This is a genomic window from Halobacillus sp. Nhm2S1 (assembly GCF_019599545.1).
Classification (GTDB): Bacteria; Bacillota; Bacilli; order Bacillales; family Halobacillaceae; genus Halobacillus.
On the sequence record NZ_JAIEZV010000004.1, the window covers coordinates 428,693 to 447,586 of the forward strand.

Annotated in this window: 18 protein-coding genes; 5 read left to right on the forward strand and 13 right to left on the reverse strand. The window is 43.3% G+C overall.

The window, feature by feature from the left end; translation table 11 throughout:
• Positions 1 to 96: 96 nt before the first annotated feature.
• The gene (locus K2225_RS17530; RefSeq protein WP_220585927.1) at positions 97 to 1,485 is read left to right on the forward strand and encodes an FAD-binding oxidoreductase; all 1,389 of its coding nucleotides are present in this window, start codon (positions 97 to 99) and stop codon (positions 1,483 to 1,485) included.
• A gap of 102 nt (positions 1,486 to 1,587) precedes the next feature.
• Here the strand turns inward: K2225_RS17530 and K2225_RS17535 are convergent, their stop codons facing one another.
• Positions 1,588 to 2,241, reverse strand: coding sequence for an SDR family oxidoreductase (locus tag K2225_RS17535; RefSeq protein WP_220585928.1), 654 nt, complete (start codon positions 2,239 to 2,241; stop codon positions 1,588 to 1,590).
• 224 nt (positions 2,242 to 2,465) lie between these two features.
• Here K2225_RS17535 and K2225_RS17540 point away from each other — a divergent pair, with 224 nt between their 5' ends.
• Both K2225_RS17540 and K2225_RS17545 read left to right on the forward strand, forming a co-directional pair.
• Complete coding sequence (locus tag K2225_RS17540; RefSeq protein WP_220585929.1) at positions 2,466 to 3,224, forward strand: low temperature-induced protein; 759 nt, start codon at positions 2,466 to 2,468, stop codon at positions 3,222 to 3,224.
• Between the two features lie 97 nt (positions 3,225 to 3,321).
• Positions 3,322 to 4,083, forward strand: coding sequence for a sporulation protein (locus K2225_RS17545; RefSeq protein ID WP_220585930.1), 762 nt, complete (start codon positions 3,322 to 3,324; stop codon positions 4,081 to 4,083).
• Positions 4,084 to 4,153: 70 nt separating this feature from the next.
• On the opposite strand, the gene K2225_RS17550 is transcribed toward K2225_RS17545, so the two are convergent.
• A complete protein-coding gene (locus tag K2225_RS17550) occupies positions 4,154 to 4,543 on the reverse strand; it encodes a YbaN family protein (protein ID WP_220585931.1) in 390 nt (129 codons plus the stop codon).
• Between the two features lie 257 nt (positions 4,544 to 4,800).
• Here K2225_RS17550 and K2225_RS17555 point away from each other — a divergent pair, with 257 nt between their 5' ends.
• Complete coding sequence (locus tag K2225_RS17555) at positions 4,801 to 4,998, forward strand: hypothetical protein (protein ID WP_220585932.1); 198 nt, start codon at positions 4,801 to 4,803, stop codon at positions 4,996 to 4,998.
• A gap of 61 nt (positions 4,999 to 5,059) precedes the next feature.
• Here the strand turns inward: K2225_RS17555 and K2225_RS17560 are convergent, their stop codons facing one another.
• From K2225_RS17560 to pfkA, 8 genes are all read right to left on the reverse strand, one after another.
• Entirely contained in the window at positions 5,060 to 5,578 is a 519-nt protein-coding gene (locus K2225_RS17560; RefSeq protein WP_220585933.1) for a YehS family protein, read from the reverse strand.
• A gap of 271 nt (positions 5,579 to 5,849) precedes the next feature.
• On the reverse strand, positions 5,850 to 7,496 hold the full coding sequence (locus K2225_RS17565) for an alpha-glucosidase (protein ID WP_220585934.1): 1,647 nt from the start codon (positions 7,494 to 7,496) through the stop codon (positions 5,850 to 5,852).
• Positions 7,497 to 7,514: 18 nt separating this feature from the next.
• The gene (locus K2225_RS17570) at positions 7,515 to 8,339 is read right to left on the reverse strand and encodes a carbohydrate ABC transporter permease (RefSeq protein WP_220585935.1); all 825 of its coding nucleotides are present in this window, start codon (positions 8,337 to 8,339) and stop codon (positions 7,515 to 7,517) included.
• A complete protein-coding gene (locus K2225_RS17575; RefSeq protein ID WP_220585936.1) occupies positions 8,340 to 9,206 on the reverse strand; it encodes a carbohydrate ABC transporter permease in 867 nt (288 codons plus the stop codon).
• Between the two features lie 74 nt (positions 9,207 to 9,280).
• Positions 9,281 to 10,561, reverse strand: coding sequence for an ABC transporter substrate-binding protein (locus tag K2225_RS17580; protein WP_220585937.1), 1,281 nt, complete (start codon positions 10,559 to 10,561; stop codon positions 9,281 to 9,283).
• Between the two features lie 227 nt (positions 10,562 to 10,788).
• Entirely contained in the window at positions 10,789 to 11,781 is a 993-nt protein-coding gene (locus K2225_RS17585; RefSeq protein WP_220585938.1) for a LacI family DNA-binding transcriptional regulator, read from the reverse strand.
• 100 nt (positions 11,782 to 11,881) lie between these two features.
• A complete protein-coding gene (locus K2225_RS17590; RefSeq protein WP_220585939.1) occupies positions 11,882 to 13,066 on the reverse strand; it encodes an alanyl-tRNA editing protein in 1,185 nt (394 codons plus the stop codon).
• 139 nt (positions 13,067 to 13,205) lie between these two features.
• Complete coding sequence (gene pfkA / locus K2225_RS17595; protein WP_220586020.1) at positions 13,206 to 14,168, reverse strand: 6-phosphofructokinase; 963 nt, start codon at positions 14,166 to 14,168, stop codon at positions 13,206 to 13,208.
• A 180-nt stretch (positions 14,169 to 14,348) separates the two neighbouring features.
• On the opposite strand from pfkA, the gene K2225_RS17600 reads away from it, so the two are divergent.
• Positions 14,349 to 14,471 (forward strand): YfhE family protein, encoded by a 123-nt coding sequence (locus tag K2225_RS17600; RefSeq protein ID WP_146815834.1) that lies wholly within the window; start codon positions 14,349 to 14,351, stop codon positions 14,469 to 14,471.
• Between the two features lie 117 nt (positions 14,472 to 14,588).
• Here the strand turns inward: K2225_RS17600 and K2225_RS17605 are convergent, their stop codons facing one another.
• From K2225_RS17605 to K2225_RS17615, 3 genes are all read right to left on the reverse strand, one after another.
• The gene (locus K2225_RS17605) at positions 14,589 to 15,170 is read right to left on the reverse strand and encodes a 2OG-Fe(II) oxygenase (RefSeq protein ID WP_220586021.1); all 582 of its coding nucleotides are present in this window, start codon (positions 15,168 to 15,170) and stop codon (positions 14,589 to 14,591) included.
• Positions 15,171 to 15,661: 491 nt separating this feature from the next.
• Positions 15,662 to 16,324 carry a cupin domain-containing protein gene (locus K2225_RS17610; protein WP_220585940.1) on the reverse strand — a complete coding sequence of 221 codons (663 nt, stop codon included), beginning with the start codon at positions 16,322 to 16,324 and terminating at the stop codon, positions 15,662 to 15,664.
• 286 nt (positions 16,325 to 16,610) lie between these two features.
• Positions 16,611 to 18,758, reverse strand: a complete 2,148-nt coding sequence (locus tag K2225_RS17615; RefSeq protein ID WP_220585941.1) for a type IA DNA topoisomerase — start codon at positions 18,756 to 18,758, stop codon at positions 16,611 to 16,613.
• Positions 18,759 to 18,894: the final 136 nt, after the last annotated feature.

An 18,894-nucleotide genomic window follows, 5' to 3' on the forward strand; every position in this document is an offset into this window, starting at 1 on the left:
GTAATTTTTAAGAATAAATTGAAATTATAAAAAGTGATGGGTATACTTGGGGGTGTCAGAAGTCCTTAAGCCCATAAATATATAAGGAGGAGAAGCATGTTAGAACAATCCAAAGTGGAATCTTTCTCGGAAAAGATGCGAGGTCATGTGGTACTGCCAGAGGATTCGAATTATGATGAAGTTCGGACGATTTGGAATGGAATCATTGACCGCAAACCAGCTTTGATTGCTCGATGCGAAGGAACAGCTGATGTTGTCAGTGCGGTGAATTTTGCCAGTGAAGAAGGATTGGAGATTTCCGTCAAAGGTGGCGGCCATGGGGTTGCAGGAAAGGCCATCTGTGATCATGGACTCATGATTGATCTTTCACTAATGAACGCTGTCCGGGTCGATTCAAAGGCCAAACGTGTCCGTGTAGAAGGCGGAGCAAAGCTTGGCGACATGGATCATGAAACCCAGGCATTCGGCCTTGCAACCACCGCAGGGATGGTGTCTGTCACTGGTGTTGGCGGATTGACTCTCGGTGGAGGCATCGGTTATTTAGGTCGCTCTTACGGACTTAGTGCGGATAACTTGATGAGCGCGGACGTCGTTACAGCTGAAGGGAATGTCATCCACGCAAGCGAAACAGAGAACTCTGACTTATTATGGGCCCTCCGTGGTGGCGGAGGCAATTTCGGGATCGTTACTTCTTTCGAATTCAAACTGCATGAAGTTGGCCCCGAAGTAATGACAGGACAGTTTTTTTACCCGATCGAACAAGGAAAAGAAGTACTCCAGATGTACCGCCAAGTGATGGATGAAGCACCAGACCAACTCACGCTTAATGCCATGGTCATCAAAACTCCACCAGCAGCACCATTTCCTGAACAGTACCACAGCAAGCCGGCACTTGCGATTGTGGGCTGTTATACCGGAGATCTTGAAAAAGGGAAGCGGCTGATGAAGCCATTAGAGAACTTCGGGCAGCCGATGCTTAAGATGGTCCAACCCATGCCTTATAAATTTTTACAGTCCAGCTTTGATGCGGCGAGTCCGGATGGAGGGCGTTATTACTGGAAATCTCAATACTTAGAGGCGATTCCTGATGATGCTCTCGATACAATATTAGACTACTCCTCCAAAGCTCCTGGCGCATTTACTGCCGTTTTCATCGAGCCGATGGGCGGTGCCATCAACCGTGTAGGTAAATCAGAAACCGCCTACCCGCACCGTGATGCCATGTATAATCTAGGGATTAGTACCGGCTGGATGGAACCGAAGGATGATGCAGCGTGCATCTCATGGACAAGGGAATTCCATAACAAAATGACCACTTACTCCACAGGCGGAGTGTATTCCAATTACCTTTCCCAAGGAGAAGAAGAACGCATCAAAGCAGCCTTTGGAGAGAACTTTGATCGTCTGCAGGAAATTAAGAGCAAGTATGACCCTGATAACTTCTTCAACAAAAACATGAACATTAAGCCTGTGACAACGTCATAATGCAAGTTAAAGCGACAGCCCTTGAGGCTGTCGCTTTTTCTACATCATAAACACCTTGCTAAGTCCATCCGGCGTACCAACCGTCTTCCTTTCTTCCATTCCTTATGTTAACGAAGCAATTGCGTCTTTTACTGGTTTTTCTCCACCTACGACCTGGAACTCTTTTCCGATAGTTGTCTCATTCTCTAACGTAGCCAAGATCACGCGAGCCACATCTTCTCGCGGAATTTCCCCTCTTTCCACTGTTTCAGCAGCCTCAATTTGTCCACGGCCTTCATCATTGGTGAGCATACCAGGATGAATGATTGTATAGTCCAGATCCGTTCTTCTCAGCCAATCGTCCGCGTAGTGTTTCGCTGCGACATAGGGTGCGAATGACGAAGGAGCGCCTTGAATGGCTTCACGTGTCGTATCAAACGAACTGATCATGACGTAGCGGTTCACATTTTTTTGTTTGGCTGCTTCTATCGTTTTTACTGCAGCATCCAAATCGATCAGAACGGTTTTATCAGCTCCAGTGTTTGGTCCGGACCCAGCCGTGAATACAACGGCATCCACATCATTATAAGCTTCCGCTATTGTGTTTGTATCATCTTCAAGATCTACCAGGACTGTTTCCGCCCCGAGCTCCTTGAAATAAGAAGCCTGTTCTTCTTTGCGGATCATCGCTTTCGCTTCCATCCCATCCGTTTCCTGAATGAATTTGACGAGATGTTTGCCCACTTGACCATTTGCACCTACAACGAGTACCTTCATTTTCTTCATCCTTTCTATATCTCTCCATGGATTGATTCTTATTCCTACCTTAAATGTTACCCCAACCAAAAGAAAGAAAACCGACTGAAGCAAAAATGAATGTTACATAAAGGGTCTCCTTTTTTTCAAAAGCCCAACTAAGAGACTATTTTAACCAGATAATGGTTACAGGTGGCCGGAGAGGGTATGAACGTACTAACAGAAATATAAAGGAGGAGCTTAACATGGATAGAAGAATCATAGGCGGTGTTTTTTCAAAAGTCGGCCATGCAGAGAAAGCGATTACGGATTTGCAGCATCACGGATATGGCTCAAACGACATATCTGTTTTTGCAAGGGACAAAAGTAAGGTGAACGTGTTGGAGGAGGAAATGGATACAACAGTCACATCCAATAAAAGCGGCCGAAGCAAGAACGCTGGTAAAGGAGCAGGACTCGGGGCACTTTCCGGAGGGGCGTTAGGTGGTATTGGTGGATTAATTGCAGGATTAGGTCTTCTTGCTATTCCTGGAATCGGCCAGATTGCTGCCGCAGGTCCCATTGCTGCTGCGCTTACGGGTGCTGGAGTAGGCGCTGGTGGCGGTGGGATCGTAGGGGCGCTTGTTGGTGCAGGCATGTCTGAGAGAGAGGCACATCAGTACGAAAACCATTTGAAAGATGGGAAAATCATTGTCATCGTTGAAGCGACCGAAAAATTACAAGACAAAGTTTATCGTACATTCCTATCCAACAAAACGGAAAACTCATCCATGTACCCGAACCATTACCAAAACCATGACCACTCCACTCCTCATGATTCTCTTTCGGAAAAAGATGAACGCTCTACACGTCATGATTCAGTCTCGAGAGAACATGACCATCAAAATAAAACAGATATAGTGAAAGAAAAATCGTATACCGGCCATTCACCTGAAGATTCCACACCACATACAAAAGAGACGCGTTCGCGCACGGCCGAAAGACATCGTTCAACCAAACATTGATTCGCAGCTTAACGATTCATATAAAGATTTTCATTATTAAAAAGTTGAACCTTTTCCTTCTTTTAGTTCGTATAATCAAGAAAAGGAGGAGATCCGCATGTTCAAAAAATTATTAGCCAGTGTAGGCGTAGGCGCCGCCAAAGTAGATACACAATTAGAAAAAGACCAATTCATCCCAGGAGAAACCGTCCACGGAAAAGTGGTCATCCAGGGGGGAGACGTTGAACAATCCATCGACTCCATCCATATCTTCCTCATGACCGAGGCCATTCGTGAAGTGGATGACAAGAAAGTGAAAGACAAAGTGGCCTTGCAAAAGTATCCGATTGCGAATCAGGAGACCATTAAGGAAGGGGAAACGAAAGAAATTCCATTCTCCATCCAGCTTCCTTATCACGTCCCCGCTTCACATGGAAGGCTTCCAATCTGGTTCGAAACAGGCCTCGATATCCCGATGGCTCTCGACCCGGAGGATCGTGATCCAATTAAAATCGCACCACATCCATACATCTCCCAAGTGTTGGAAGCCTTAGAAAGCCACCTGGGTTTTCATTTAAGGAAAGTCGAAATGGAATACTCCAAGCGCTACGGATATGTACAGGAATTCGAATTCGCCCCAGGCGGAGAATATCGTTCCTATTTGGATGAACTCGAGGCCATCTTCTTCGTACATGAAGACCGTATTGATGTCATGCTCGAAGTCGACCGCCGGGCGCGTGGACTTGGAGGATTGTTTGCCGAAGCATTAGAAATGGACGAAAGCCGTGCGAACGTGACATTCACTGACCGGGAGCTGAACGGTTCTTTAGAGACTGTTGCCCGCAAGCTGCAGCAAACCATTGATCAATATAAAAAGTAAAAGAAGCGGATCCTCTCCATTCTACGGAGAGGACCCGCTTTTTATCGTTCATCGTTATGCAGAGTGTATGTTATAGTTGATCATTTTCGGGCTGATAAGTCTTTGTTCTAAGGATGAGGAACGTGAAGAAAAACCCGCCAAAGACGAAACCCGCTCTCAACAATGGATATGATGTGATATAAAAAGCTGAAAACAGGAAAGAAAACCAAATCATGATGAGTAGTGATACCTTTGCCCGGACAGGAATCCCACGCCCAGCTTTATAGTTTTTAATATAAGACCCAAACCACTTATTCGACATGAGCCAGTTGTACAAACGATCGGAACTCCGCACGTAACAAGCTCCTGTTAATAGTAAAAAGGGAGTGGTTGGAACGAGGGGAAGGACGATTCCCAGCACACCCAGGACCAATGATATACTCCCGATTACGATCAGTAATACTCTTACCATCTGCTTCATAAATAAACTCCTCAACCCATTGTTACTTTTTTGATCTCCCATGAACCCTTGATTAAAGAGAGAATAAGAAAGGAAAGCCTCTTCCTTCTTTTCAGCTTACTCCAGATTCTATTCATTGTTCAACCCATTGCATTTTCATGATTTAGGGGTGACGTTTAAGGGCAGTTCACGCAGGGAATATATCATTGGCTTGCTTGTAACTGCTAGCTATTCAGGAACATTCCTTTAAAAGATCATTACATAAGGAGGTTGCGTCCATGGTCGTATCTGGAAAAATCCATTATAAGCACCACCAGATCGATTTTGAAGTTAAGATAAACCATGAAGACATACATGAAGGTGAACTTGCCTCTGAAGAAGCAAAGCATGCATTGATTCATGCCATTAACCGCAAATTCCGGGTGAAGTATCCGCTATCAAGTACCATCGATCCTGTTTATGTACGCACATTTTAATTCTTCAATTTTTGATTCTAAAAAAAAGAGGTCGAACCAGCGAATGGTTTGACCTCTTTTTTCAACCTCTATATTTGATCGTTAGTCCCTTTAAGAAATTCCTGGCATATTGATCACCGAACTGCCTATAATTTTTATGACCTTCTTTTCTCAATAATCCACTTAATTCCCCTTTAGTGATTTTCACGTCCGCAGCATCCAAGATTTCGATCACATCTTCATTTGTCAGCTTCAACGCAATTTTCACCTTTTTCAGCATGACGTTATTGACACTGGAATAATTTTTGATGGATCGATCTGGCTTATTCGGCTGTCCTGGCTTCGACGGCTGCGGCCCTCGCTTGAACGTGATGAATCCATTCAAAAAGGACTCCAACATGCTGTTGGTGCATTTGATGTGGTCTTCATCTTCGTAAACATCATCATCTTCCGCATCATAACTATCTTCTGACTTAGTGAGGACCTTTTGAACTTCTTCTTTTGTAAGTTCGACTCCGCCAAGCTTGAATATTTCAATCATATCTTGGTCTTTGATATCAAGGGCGTACCTTAATCGAATCAGAATGTCATTATTATCCATTTATAAACCTCCAAACTATAGCCTTCACACTACAGCAATTTCAGAAAAACTTTCAAGTTCTAATCATAACATGTTCCACTACGAGTTAGTGTAACCGAACGGTGGAAGTTCTAAGCGAATCCTAGGTTAGACGGCCACTGCTGGGTAAAGTCGTGATTTCTACTGAGAGCTGTTGAAAGAAACATCCCTGACTTTCTTCTTTCCCATTAAAAAGGCCCACCCAATTTAATGGAAGAGCCTCTTTTGTTCACTATGAAAATTCCTCTAACCCTTACTCAATCTTACACACCCTCGCCTCAAACGGTTGTAAAAGTGACCGTTCAAATGGGTCAGCGTAATTACACAAAAGCACACGGTTCGTTGATAACTCAACCGGACAGTCAAAAAATGCCCTTTCAGATGATAAATTAGCTAAAATCAGATACTTCCCTTCTTCACCCGAACGAATATAACTGAAAATCTGATCATGTTGCTCTAAAAAAAGCGCAAAGTCTCCATAAATAAGTGCCTTTTCCTGCTTCCGGATTTGAATCATTTTTTTATAATAACAAAAAATTGAACCACTATTATTTTGCTCCTCAGCAACATTGATTTCTCTAAAATTCGGGTTCACTTTTAACCAAGGGTGCCCTGTAGTAAATCCAGCTGAATCTTCGGCAGACCATTGCATAGGCGTCCGGGAATTATCCCTACCTGTTCTCCATATAACGGACATCACTTCTTCATGAGGTACGCCTTTTTCCGTCTCCTTCTTATAAAAATTTTTTATGGCTACGTCATCATAATCTTCTATGGATGGGAACTGGACATTCGTCATCCCGATTTCCTGACCTTGATAAATGAAAGGGGTTCCTTGCATAAAGAAGTAAAGAGTAGCCAGACATTTACTTGATTCCACTCGATACGGGCCATGGTCTCCAAGGATGGAAACGGTTCTTGGAAGATCGTGATTTTCCAAGAACAGAGCATTCCATCCTTTCCTGTTCAAAGAGGTTTGCCATTTAGTGAAGATTTCTTTTAATTCATGGATGTCCACCTTTTCCTTGCTTCTCTCCCAAAGTCCAACATGCTCGAACTGGAAAATCATATTGAACTTCCCACCTTTTTCACCAACCCACTGATCCGCTTCTTCTACGCTTACCCCATTTGCTTCTCCAACTGTCATGATGTCATAGTTAGAGAAAGTCTCCTCCACGAGTTCATCCAGGAAGGTTTGGATGCCTTCCCTATTTCGGTGACCCTCATGCGAAGGAACAAACGTGTGTCCTTCGATTTCAGGAAGATCAGGGTACCCAGGTACTTTCTTAATATGGGAAATGGCGTCAATTCGAAAGCCGTCAATCCCCTTGTCCAACCACCAGTTCACCATGTTATACAACTCTTGACGAACCTTTGGGTTTTCCCAATTCAAATCAGGTTGTTTTTTGGAAAACACATGCATGTAATATTCTTCTGTCTTCTCATCGTATTCCCAAATTGAACCTTCGAAAATGGATGCCCAGTTATTGGGTTCCTTCCCATCTTTACCTGGGTGCCAAATATAATAATCTCGATAAGGGTTTTCTTTAGAAGACTTGGACTCTTTAAACCATGGATGCTCATCTGATGTATGGTTGATCACTAAATCCATAATCAGCTTCATCCCTCTGTTATGGACGTCACGCAAAAGCTCATCAAAGTCTCTCATTGTACCGAACTCATCCATGATCTTTTGATAGTCGCTGATATCATAGCCGTTATCATCATTGGGAGATTCGTACACAGGGGATAGCCAAATCACATCAATCCCTAAATCTTGTAAGTAATCCAACTTGCTTTGAACACCCAGCAAATCTCCTATTCCATCTCCATCCGCATCCTTAAAACTTCTTGGATATACTTGATACACAACTGCTTCTTTCCACCATTGTTTTTCCATCCTTCTCCCCCTCTAAATCTACTTAACAGCTCCTTCAGAAACACCGTTGATGATTTGTTTTTGTGCAAAAAAGTAAAAGATGATGACCGGAATGACCGCTATACTAAGTCCTGCCAAAGCTAAATGCCACTGCTTGGTGTACTGTCCGAAGAAATAGAACATCTTCAACGGAATCGTAGCATTCGCTTCTCCAAGGACAAGAGAAGGTAACAAATAATCATTCCAAATCCATATGACATTCAAAATGGCGACGGTTACTGATATCGGTTTCAGTAACGGGAAAATGACATACCAGAACAATTGGAATCGATTCGCCCCATCAATAATCGCCGCTTCATCCAACGCTTTCGGGATTCCCGTTAAAGCCCCGTGGTACAAGAATATGGACAAGCTGCACCCAAAACCGAGGTACATGAAAATAAGCCCAGGAGCATTCAACATATTCACGGAACCAAACATGGAAATCAAAGGGATCATCACGGACTGGAAAGGAATTAACATAGCGGCTACGAAAACAAAGAAGAATACTCCACTTAACTTACTTTTGTTCCGGTTTAACGCATAGGCCGCCATGGAGGAAAATAAAATGATAATTGCTATACTCAACGTTGAAATCAGTATTGAATTGAACAAAGACTTCAGGAAGGTGAGCTCCTCAAAAGCTTGAATGAAATTACCGATGTTCAACGTTTCGGGCAGGCCCAATACACCACTGAAAATTTCTCTTTTCGTCTTGAATGCATTGACGATCATCAAATAAAAAGGAGCCAGCCAAATCAAACCAAGGACGATTCCGAACACTTCCAGACCTAATAAGTTCCGACGCTCTTTATTTCTCCGCATTTACATTTCCACCTCTCGTTTCTTGTTGTAAAATACCTGCGTCAATGCAATGACAGCTACAATCAAGAAGAAAATGACAGCTTTCGCTTGCGCATAGGCCATTTCATTATCAGAAAAAGCCGTCCTTACGATCTCCATCGCCACCATCTGGGTCGAATTGAAAGGTCCTCCATTCGTTAAAGAAAGGTTTTGATCGTAAATTTTGAAACCCATCGATAACGTTAAAAACATACTTACAGTAAAAGCTGGTGCAACCAATGGAAAAGTGATATTTTTGAACCGCTGGACACTGCTCGCTCCATCGATCTTAGCCGCTTCAATTAACTCTTTAGGAATATTCTCAAGATAAGCAATATAAATAATCATGATATAGCCCGCCATTTGCCAAGCGGTTAAGATGACAAGCCCCCAAAATCCTGTACTCGTTGTAGACAGCCATCCTTGTAAAGCTTCCGATCCAATTCTATTTCCGATATCAGAAAAGACATTAATGAAAATAAACTGCCAGATGAAACCTAAAATCAACCCCCCAATCAAGTTCGGCATGAAGAAGATCGTTCGAAGCCAGTTATTGGAGCGGATGCTTCTCGTGACTAATAACGCCAACCCCAACCCCAACCCCATGGCATTTAATAAAAGGACGGTGACGACTGCGAACTTGACTGTAAACCAAATCGAATTTAAAAACTCAGCCTCCTGGAACAACTGTACATAGTTTTGGAAGCCTACGAAAGAATTCGCTACAAGACCATTCCAATCCGTAAAAGAAAAAAGGAATCCGTAAACAAAGGGAACAACAACCACCAATAAAAGACTTAAAACCACAGGACTCAGGAACAACCAAAACCAAGGACTCCGATTACTCATATCATTCCTCCTCTTCATTTTTTAAAAAAAGGGCTAACATGTCAGATGTACACCGAATGTTAGCCTTTAACCTTCTATTGGTCCATTTTCGTCCACTCTTGTTTAGAATCTTTGACTAGCTTATCCCATGTCATTTCTCCGTCAATATATTTCTGAACGTTTGATCCGACATAATCGCCCCAGGTGCCAGGATATCCAAGAAAGACCCATCCAGTCGTTTGATTCTCAGAAGCGTATTGGTAAATCTCTTTGGACAATGGGTCAGAGATTTCGTCTGTATTATAGCCCTCATAAGCAGGGATGAAATTGAACTCATTGAGCACGTAGTCCTTACCTACATCGGATGTGTACATCCAGTCAAGAAAGTCTTTAGCCGCTTGGACCGTTTCATCATCACTATTATTATTGACTGCCCAGTAGTTCGGAACACCGACTGGAAGCTTACCTTCCTCTCCTTCCACCGGAATCGGCAAAATTCCCATACCTTCTTTTGCAAAATCAGGATCCATCTGCTCAACAGAAGGATAGACCCAATTCCCCTGTTGAATAATCGCTACTTCCTGGAGGGAGAAATACTGTTCTACTTGCTGGGAATAGTCCAAACTTAACGTTGGTTGAATGGAATAATCGTTTTGCAAGTCAATCATACGTTTGTATTCTTTATTTCTCTCAAATTGCACGTCTTCCGCCTGATAGGCCTCCATTACCATATGGTCAAACTCTGGAGCAAGGTAGACGTTTGATAAGTGGTTTCCTGGAACCCACTTCTCTTTCGCAGGAAAGGCGAAAACGGCTTCGATCCCGAGTTCATCCTTCTGGCTATCCAAGGTTTGTACCGCATTCTCCAAGTCTTCATAAGTTAAAATTTCAGATGGGTCGATGCCCGCCTCTTTAAACATGTCTTTGTTGTAAATCAACCCATACCCTTCTTGGTTAAAAGGAAGACCATGCAATTCCCCGTCTTTCGTGACCGGGTTTAAAGTTCCCTCTAGAGCCAAGTCAGCAAGTTCCGTATCCGAGAGGTCCGCTAAATATTCTTCATAATTAGCCGACTCCGTTGGACCTGCAATACTGAAAATTTCCGGTTCATCCCCGGATGCAAACTTCGTCTTTAGTGATCCAGCATAGTCAGATCCTCCCCCGACACTTGTAATTTTGATGTCGATATCCGGGTTTTCTTCTTCGTACTTCTCGGCTAGTTCTTCAAATTGATCGTTGAACTCGACTTTCCCTTGAAAAATTTCGATTGTTGTCGCATTCTCAGAGCTTTCAGAAGAAGAACCCGCTCCAAAGGAACAACCAGCTAAAACCCCAGCAAACAAGACGGACGCCAATGCAGCACCTTTCTTTTTCATACCATCCACTCCTTTGTGATATCGGTTTCACACAAGATTAAAAAAATATTACGATGGACTTAACTAAAAACCAGAGGAGACAATTCAACACATGTGATATCGGTTTCATAAACGACAAAAAATAAATGACTGTATCCACCGGCTTGGAAGATCTTAATATGCATATCTTGATTAATTCGTATTATACACATATATGATAACGGTTTCAACAGTCGTTTTTATATTTTTTATGTGGAAGATCGAATGACTAGTTCCACGGAAAGTTCTTTATGCTTTTGGTCTAAGGGTTGATTTTTCAGTAAGCGCAACAGCATATCTACTGATATCGTCCCCATTTCCTTAATCGGCTGCTGGATCGTAGTCAGGGCTGGATCGATCATTTCAGCGATCGGTTGATCATCAAATCCCATGACAGCGAGATCCTCTGGAATTTTCATACCAAGAGATTTCGCTTCCAGAATGACACCGGCTGCAATTTCATCACTTCCCGTGAAGATGGCATCCGGCTTCTCGTTCATCCCTGCAATTTGTCTCATGACATGTCTGCCGTCCTCGATCGTATGTTTATTGATGAAGACCCAAGCAGTATTAATATTGATTTGATGATCGTTCAGCGCTTTTTGAAAGCCGATGTTTCGGTCCTTGTCCTTACCATCATCAACGAAAAGCCCACCGGTGCAATAAGCAATTTTTCGATATCCTCGATCAAGCAAATGCTTCGTTCCTATATAGGCGGCTTTTGACTGATCTACACGTACTACCGGAATTTCCGATTGGCTCAAATATTCATTACAAAAAAGGATGGGACCAAATCTCGTATAGGATTCAATCACTTCCCTTTCGTTCTCGATAGCCGTCATAATCAGACCATCCACTTGCTTCGTCTTCAGTAAGTTTAAAAAGTATAATTCCTTATCTTTTTTCTCATCACTTTGAAACATAAGCACCTGATAATTGTTTTCATAAGCCACCTGCTCTAAAGCATCAACCAAATAGGAAAAGAAAGGATTTACGATTCTGGGCACAATGACTCCGATCGTGTTGGTCAATTGCCCCCGCAATCTTCTCGCTGATGGGTTTGGCTGATAACCAAGCTCCTCCATCGCCTTGTAAACAAGCTCACGTTTTTCTTTAGAGATATAAGGATGATTGTTGATGACCCGAGAAACCGTCGCTTTGGATAGCCCTGTCCTTTCGGCTACATCTGAAATCGTCGCCATATCGTTCACTCCATTGTTTTATGAAATCAGTTTCATAACCATCATATCTTATTCCCTTCTCAGATTCAATTTATTCTCACAATAAAATTAAGAAGGAGCATCATATCCATCTATTCAATTCCTCTGCAAAAGACTTTCCATCCATCAGCCTCTTGCCTCCCCCTTGAACAAAGTTCGGTTTACCTCCACCTTTCCCTTCAATAAGAGGCATCGCTTGTTTCGCTATGTCGTTCATATTCCGCTCGATGCGATCTCCGCGAGCAAGTATGAACTGCAGTTGTTCTTCCTGTTCACTAATGAGAATCACATACGCTTCAGGCGCTTCTTCGATGATAGCTTTCCCTAAAGACTGGAGCGTCTTGATTGAACGGTTTTTGAAAACACGCTGGATCACTGATTGTTCTTTAGACACTGAAAGGATTTCCTTCGCTTCATAGTCAAGGAGTTGCTCCTCCAGTTCAGCGATTTTCCTATCTTTCTCTTTGTTTGCCCTGATCAGTTCTCCAACTTCTCCGACAAGCTGTTGTTCCGGCTTCGGGACGATCCGTTTCATTTCGGTTAACACCTGATGGTTCTGACCGAGCTTTTGCAAGACCCGATTTCCGCAAACGAACTCTAGGCGCACCTGCTTTTTGTTTTTTGCCCATCCTAAAAATTTCACAGCCATAACTTCCCCAGTTGAGTGAGGATGAGTGCCACCGCAGCCGTTATAATCAACCTCCGGAATAATGACAAGGCGTACGTCTCCTAGAACAGCGAGTGGTTTACGGAGTGGATACTCTCCTGCCTCCGCAACCGACATCCACTTTGTTTCAACCGGGTAGTTGGAACGGATGATTCCGTTCACCTGTTCTTCCACTTTTTCCAATGTTTCATCAGACAGCTTTTCTGTGTCCAAATCAATGGTCACCGTATCTTTTCCTAAATGAAAACTCTTGGTGGGGATATCGAACTGATCGTCAAAAACAGCGGATATGATATGCTGACCACAGTGCTGCTGCATGTGGTCCATGCGTCGCTGTTGATTAACCTTCCCATGTATCTCCTTTCCTTCTTCAATAAGTTCTTCCTTTATGTAATGTCGTACTTCGTCGTCCACTTCTTCGACATCGAACACCTCAACACCATTCAATGTACCTTCATCGTGCGGTTGGCCTCCACCTGTTGGGTAAAACGCTGTTTCTTCGAGGACTACATACAAACCACGTTCATCTTCACCTGCTTTGGTCACTTTTGAATCAAAATCCATTGTATAAACATCTTCATAGTACAGCTTTCTCGTCATTTGGCGTTCTCCTCCTATAAATCCTTGAGTGTATCGTAACACGTATAGAATGTCGAAGTGGTCCACTCTCCATTTTTCAACATCCCATCCTTCAGAAAAAGAAAGGGCAAGCGTCTACAACGCTTGCACACCTTCTCATTTATATAGACAGCCTTCCTGACAACTCATACATGCCCTCATCAATCTTGGACGTCTGAGAAGTCACCTCTTCGAAAGAATAGCTCACAAGTTTATTGTTTTTCAGACCGACAACCTTGCCAGATTCCTGTGCCAGCAGCAGATCAATAGCATGTGCACCTAATCGACTGGCGAGCACCCTATCTCTCGCCGTTGGAGCTCCCCCGCGCTGCGTGTGGCCTAAAACGGTGACGCGAGATTCAATCCCGGCTTCTTCTTTCAACTTAGTGTTGAGATCGATTCCACTTACACCACTACCTTCAGCTACGATGATGATACTGTATCTTTTGTCCCTGGAAGGACCGCTTTTAATCTGCTCTATTATGGTGTTCATGTCCTCTTTTTTCTCAGGGATTAAAATATTCTCCGCTCCACCAGCAAGACCGGACCATAAGGCCAGATTTCCTGTATCTCTTCCCATCACTTCAATAATCGAGGATTTTTCGTGAGAAGAGGCCGTATCCCGAATGCGGTCAATATAATCAATAATTGTATTTAACCCTGTATCAAAGCCGATGGCCTCAGCCACACCCGGAATATCATTGTCAATCGTGGCCGGGATGCCGACACAAGGAAAGTCCTTTCTTTGTAACGAAGCAGCGACTGCTAAGTCTTCTCTTCCACCAATCACAACTAAGGAATCGATTCCTTGTTTGTGCAGGTTTTCAATAGCTTTTTCCTGACCTGCATCCGTATGAATTTCATCACATGTATAGGATTGCAGGATCGTCCCTCCCCGTTGAATAATAGAACCCACGGATGAGGCATCCATTTTCTCCAATGATTCATTCAACAGGCCTTGAAAACCATACTTGATTCCAACCATTTCAACGCCGTAATAGATGCCTGACCTTACGACTGATCGTATGGCTGCGTTCATTCCGGGAGCATCCGCTCCACTCGTTAACACACCAATTCTATCCATCGTCATCACTCACTTTCCTACGGATCAACACTATATATTCTATACCCTTCCAATGCCTGCCACAAGTCGACCAAGACATGGCAAAAGATTTCCGGCAGGGATCAGCACATTCATCCATAGAATAACCTTATCCCAAACCGTTCATAATGAAACTAATGACAGGCAAAGGAGGGATTACCAATGAAATCGAAAGCCCAAATTTCCAAAGAAAAAAGAAGTACATTAACAAAAGCCCAAGAAGTAAAGTTCCAGCAGGCATTTAAAAGAGCGAATAAAATAGTAGAAAACACAAGAATGAAGTAAACATGCTTCCAGTGAGCTTCCCTTTTCTGTCATAAGAAAAACACCCAGCATTGCGATCCTCAAAGCAATGCTGGGTGTTTCATTATGTTTGAGAGCCATTACTCAACGGCGCTATCTTTACCTATACTGTTTTCTCCTCACCCACATCGTCGCTGCCCATTTCTCTCCAATTGTGACCGGCGATCCGCCATGCAGGGTCCGTTCATTGATCACAGGGTCGGAATAAAAATATTCAAAATAGACACCCATGCCTTTCTGAGGGGAGATAGACAAATTCATATGAGGAAAGTACGTTTCCCCACCCTCTTCGACATCATTCAAATATAGAACCAGTGTGCTGATTCTCGGGTTGTTCTTAGCCTGAACCTTTGACTTGAAGTAGTCATAATGCGCTTTATATTCTTGGCCTTGTTTATAATTCAAAATGTGGAGTCCTTCTCCATGTTCAACGGGGACATTCATGATGTGCGCCAACCGCTTTTCAATGCGTGTGGTGATATCATCCTCAGGTAAAAATGTGCTGCTGCTTGTCCGAATGTCACTCACTTCATGACGGGATCCGATTTTCGAACGATTCATCCGGTTCTGAGAAAGACGGATAAGCTCATCACATTCAGCGTCACTGACGACATTTCCCAATATAGCAATCTTAGGATCTTCCATTTTGGCAATGATCGCAATCTCCCGGTCTTCAGTCATAATCCTGTTTCCCTTGTGATCAAAAATGGAAGCTTCTTTCACTGTTAATGTCAACTTTTCATCAACCTCTTCTTATTTTAATAAAACGCTTTCAATAAACGTATATCCTTGAAGAAGATCGGATATGAGAATTATCTTACCACCTTTTTATCATTTATTCCTGAGTTTTTATAATAATTACAAAATTGTTCACAAATGGTAAACAGATTACTATTTTTATTCGTCTGACCCCCAAAGAATGGTTGATCTTATTAATAAAAACACTACCTCTTCATGTGTATCACATTGCAAGGAGGTAGTGTTTTCACCTAACCAAGATAAGCAGAAAAGATAGATGAACCTAGTAAACGGCCACGTATGGATTCACGAACTTGATACACTGAATAAGATAAAAAGCCACCAGGAGAAGAATAAGTTTTTCAACAGTCCTTACAACATGAATCCTATGGAAAGCAACCTTTTATCATCCAAGAAAGTTTTTCCTTCCGCTACTACATGTTTTTACTTTGTTGAAGAAGTTTTGACTTTCCTGTCCTTTCCCACTCTTCTACTGTTTCATATGCTTTTTCAGGAGTATATCCCTTCCCTACAAGCAATCCCATTAAGATGAATTCTTGAAGAATGTGCGTAGCATTGATCCCTCTTTTAACATCTTCTAACCCTTCATCCACCAAGTATTCCGTGTACTTCACCCATTCGTCCGGGGTTTTCCCATATAGAAGGGGGGTTCCATTCTCTTGACCGTTTCCTTCTTCCTCAGCCATGGCATCTGCTTTGGTCATATGAATCGTACCAAATGGATGATTGGGAGGAGCATAGATCGAATAGAGTTTAAGTGGCGTATCCCCTGTATTGATTACATTATGCCAGGTTCCAGCAGGGATTATGATGGCGTCATCATCATAGACATTTCTTTCAAAACTTAAATTGTTTTGACTCTCGCCCATTTGAGCAATCCCCTGCCCTTGTTCAATACGCAGGAACTGATCGACATTTGGATGCACTTCTAATCCAATATCGCCGCCTGGAGGAATACTCATTAAGGTTACTTGTAAGTTTGATCCCGTCCATAAAGCCGTGCGATAGTTTTGATTTTGATTCGTCGCTTCATTGATATTTATGACGAATGGATTGGCTCCATAATCTTTCAGCATCACTCTGTTATAAAAGCCATATTATTGGTTAGGTACAGACCAGTACCCTGCAGAATTTCTATAACCATACACTGGTTGCACATAATATGGGTGCGTATAAGGTCCAACATACATGTTCTCAAATCCCTTCCCATTTGTTGATTTATCCTATGTAGGGAAAGCGAGGAATGTCCTTGATGTGCAGTTTTGCAGGGAGGCGAGGTCAAACTAAATGTTCTCAACGAAAAAAGCCTGCCTCCTGGCGCGAATGGTTCACACATAGAGAGGCAGGCTCAGAATAACAGGTCTAACTTTTTTCTTCCGCTTTCTTTTTAAAATCGAACTTGATCTTATACTCTTCGTCCAAAGTTAAAGCCGTACTGAACGTTTTCTTTCCTTTAAATCCTTTTAAAACCTTCGTCCGTTTTTTCTCGCAAAGCGTCTTAATCATATTAGGCGTCAGCGTTTTTCCAGCTAACCTTTTCGGAAAACTCACCTTGCAGCCTTTTTTGTATTCGGAACAAGCATAAAATTTGTACCGGTCCATGATCGAACCTGTCTGACAGGCCGGGCATTTGGCAATCGGCTGATTCCACTTTTTCTTTTCACCCGTATGTCTGATTTGAACCTTTTGAATAGACTCGGGAGTCTCATGAATCAGTTTTTCAATAAACTGGCTCGTCTGTTTGATGAACATTTGTTTGGATCCTTCGCCGCTTCCGATCTTCTTCAAATACGATTCCCATTTGGCTGTCATAGAAGGGCTCGATAACAGCGTACCTTCAATAGCTTCACAAAGTGTAATTCCCTTAGCCGTGACGTATACGTTGTTCTTCTTCACTTCAATGTATTTTTGCGCCTTGATCGTTTCAATGATGCTTGAGCGGGTCGCTTCAGTCCCGAGGCCTTCGACTTCTTTCAAAATCTCTACATCTTCCTCGTCATCCATAAGCCTTCCACAGGTTTTCATCATGTTGATCAGCTGGCCTTCCGTGTACGGTTTAGGCGGCTGTGTCATACTTTCTTTGATATGAAGGCGAGCGCCCACCTCTTCCCCTTTTTGCACATTCGGAAGAAGTGCTTCTTTTTCCTGTTTTGCTTTCGATGGCTTAGGAAAAAGCTCTTTCCATCCTTGATGCACGTCGCGACGTCCTGTCGATTTAAAAGACAGGTCGTGGACATGTGTAAAGATTGCCGTCTCTTCATAAACGTAGTCGCTATGGAACATTGCAAGCGTCGTCGCCATGACCTCGGTATAGATATTGCGTTCTTCCCGACTCAGTCCATTCAGCTTTTTCTCCGTCGGGACCGTCTTCGTCGGGATGATGGCATAGTGCTCCTGAACTTTCTTGCTGTCTACATACCGCTTCCTCGGTTTCAAGGAAAGCGGCTTGAAAGAAACGTTCAAAGTATCCTGATAGGACTTCAAGTTGTTCACTAAATAAGAGAACTCGCTTTCCGTGATGTAATTACAGTCGGTTCGCGGATAAGAGACTAGTTTTTTCTCATAAAGTTTCTGCATCGTCTTCAGCACCTGCGATGGTGTGTACTTCCATCGTCTGTTCGCAACACTTTGCAAGGTGGACAACGAATGCAGCTTCGGTGATTTTTGGTGTTTGGTCTTCTTATCTACACGCTCGACCGTTCCCTGGTGGTCTACCTTTTCTTTCAGCCCATGCTTGTCCATCAGCGCCTGCACCTTGGCTTTATCCTTTTCCTTGATTTCAGCTAAGCCCTTATAAGAACCCGCCCCTGATTGAAAAAGTCCCTCGATTTGGTAGAAAGGCTCGGATACAAAGTTCTCTATCTCCTTATGCCTCTGGTAAATCAAGTAGACGGTCGGCGATTGCACACGCCCGATGGTTAAGTAGCTTCCGAAGCCTTTCTTCTGTAAGTGCAGCGTAAACAGACGACTCGCATTGATCCCTACCATCCAATCACTGATTTGACGAGCCTTCGCTTCATCAAACATACGTAAATCTTTTTCATTGTTTCTTAGATTGTTAAATCCCTTACGCACTTCGTCCTTCTCAAGGGAATTGATCCACAGCCTGCGAACCGGTTTCCCCTTCACGCCTGTTAAACGGAGAATGCTGTAAAAAATGTTCGATCCTTCCCGGTCGACATCGGCCGCATTCACGAGCACGTCTGCTTGTTGAAACAAACGCTTGACCTCTTTAAACTGATCCCACTTCCCTTTGGACACTTTTTCAAGAAAGCGATCCGGAACAATCGGCAGCTGATCAAGCTTCCATCGCTTCCACTCCGGCTTATAGTCATGAGGTTCTTTCAATTCCACCAGATGGCCGACGCCCCATGTGATTGTTGCCCCGTCCGGGAAGGTATCATCCGGTTTTAAAACAATATACGTTTTCGTTTTTTCCTGTATTGTAAAAGCCTCTGCATATGCTTTTGCCTGAGAGGGTTTTTCGGCTAAGATGACCACTCGTGTCATGGTCTCCCACTCCCTTCATTGAACCCCAAGAGTACTATGGGACGAAGCGTAAAGCAAGGGATTGACGCCGTTCTTTTGTCCTTTGGTGTGGGGTGCCGGACGTTTTGGGCGAGTTGCTCGCCGTTTGGCGTGACCC

Excerpts from the sequence above, each read along its gene's own strand:
- pfkA (WP_220586020.1), bottom strand. The coding sequence starts at position 14,168 with ATGGATAGAATTGGTGTGTTAACGAGTGGAGCGGATGCTCCCGGAATG.
- K2225_RS17605 (WP_220586021.1), bottom strand. The coding sequence starts at position 15,170 with ATGACTGAAGACCGGGAGATTGCGATCATTGCCAAAATGGAAGATCCT.
- K2225_RS17530 (WP_220585927.1), top strand. The coding sequence starts at position 97 with ATGTTAGAACAATCCAAAGTGGAATCTTTCTCGGAAAAGATGCGAGGT.
- K2225_RS17585 (WP_220585938.1), bottom strand. The coding sequence starts at position 11,781 with ATGGCGACGATTTCAGATGTAGCCGAAAGGACAGGGCTATCCAAAGCG.
- K2225_RS17550 (WP_220585931.1), bottom strand. The coding sequence starts at position 4,543 with ATGAAGCAGATGGTAAGAGTATTACTGATCGTAATCGGGAGTATATCA.
- K2225_RS17560 (WP_220585933.1), bottom strand. The coding sequence starts at position 5,578 with ATGGATAATAATGACATTCTGATTCGATTAAGGTACGCCCTTGATATC.
- K2225_RS17535 (WP_220585928.1), bottom strand. The coding sequence starts at position 2,241 with ATGAAGGTACTCGTTGTAGGTGCAAATGGTCAAGTGGGCAAACATCTC.
- K2225_RS17570 (WP_220585935.1), bottom strand. The coding sequence starts at position 8,339 with ATGCGGAGAAATAAAGAGCGTCGGAACTTATTAGGTCTGGAAGTGTTC.
- K2225_RS17545 (WP_220585930.1), top strand. The coding sequence starts at position 3,322 with ATGTTCAAAAAATTATTAGCCAGTGTAGGCGTAGGCGCCGCCAAAGTA.
- K2225_RS17555 (WP_220585932.1), top strand. The coding sequence starts at position 4,801 with ATGGTCGTATCTGGAAAAATCCATTATAAGCACCACCAGATCGATTTT.
- K2225_RS17565 (WP_220585934.1), bottom strand. The coding sequence starts at position 7,496 with ATGGAAAAACAATGGTGGAAAGAAGCAGTTGTGTATCAAGTATATCCA.
- K2225_RS17540 (WP_220585929.1), top strand. The coding sequence starts at position 2,466 with ATGGATAGAAGAATCATAGGCGGTGTTTTTTCAAAAGTCGGCCATGCA.
- K2225_RS17580 (WP_220585937.1), bottom strand. The coding sequence starts at position 10,561 with ATGAAAAAGAAAGGTGCTGCATTGGCGTCCGTCTTGTTTGCTGGGGTT.
- K2225_RS17590 (WP_220585939.1), bottom strand. The coding sequence starts at position 13,066 with ATGACGAGAAAGCTGTACTATGAAGATGTTTATACAATGGATTTTGAT.
- K2225_RS17615 (WP_220585941.1), bottom strand. The coding sequence starts at position 18,758 with ATGACACGAGTGGTCATCTTAGCCGAAAAACCCTCTCAGGCAAAAGCA.
- K2225_RS17600 (WP_146815834.1), top strand. The coding sequence starts at position 14,349 with ATGAAATCGAAAGCCCAAATTTCCAAAGAAAAAAGAAGTACATTAACA.
- K2225_RS17610 (WP_220585940.1), bottom strand. The coding sequence starts at position 16,324 with ATGCTGAAAGATTATGGAGCCAATCCATTCGTCATAAATATCAATGAA.
- K2225_RS17575 (WP_220585936.1), bottom strand. The coding sequence starts at position 9,206 with ATGAGTAATCGGAGTCCTTGGTTTTGGTTGTTCCTGAGTCCTGTGGTT.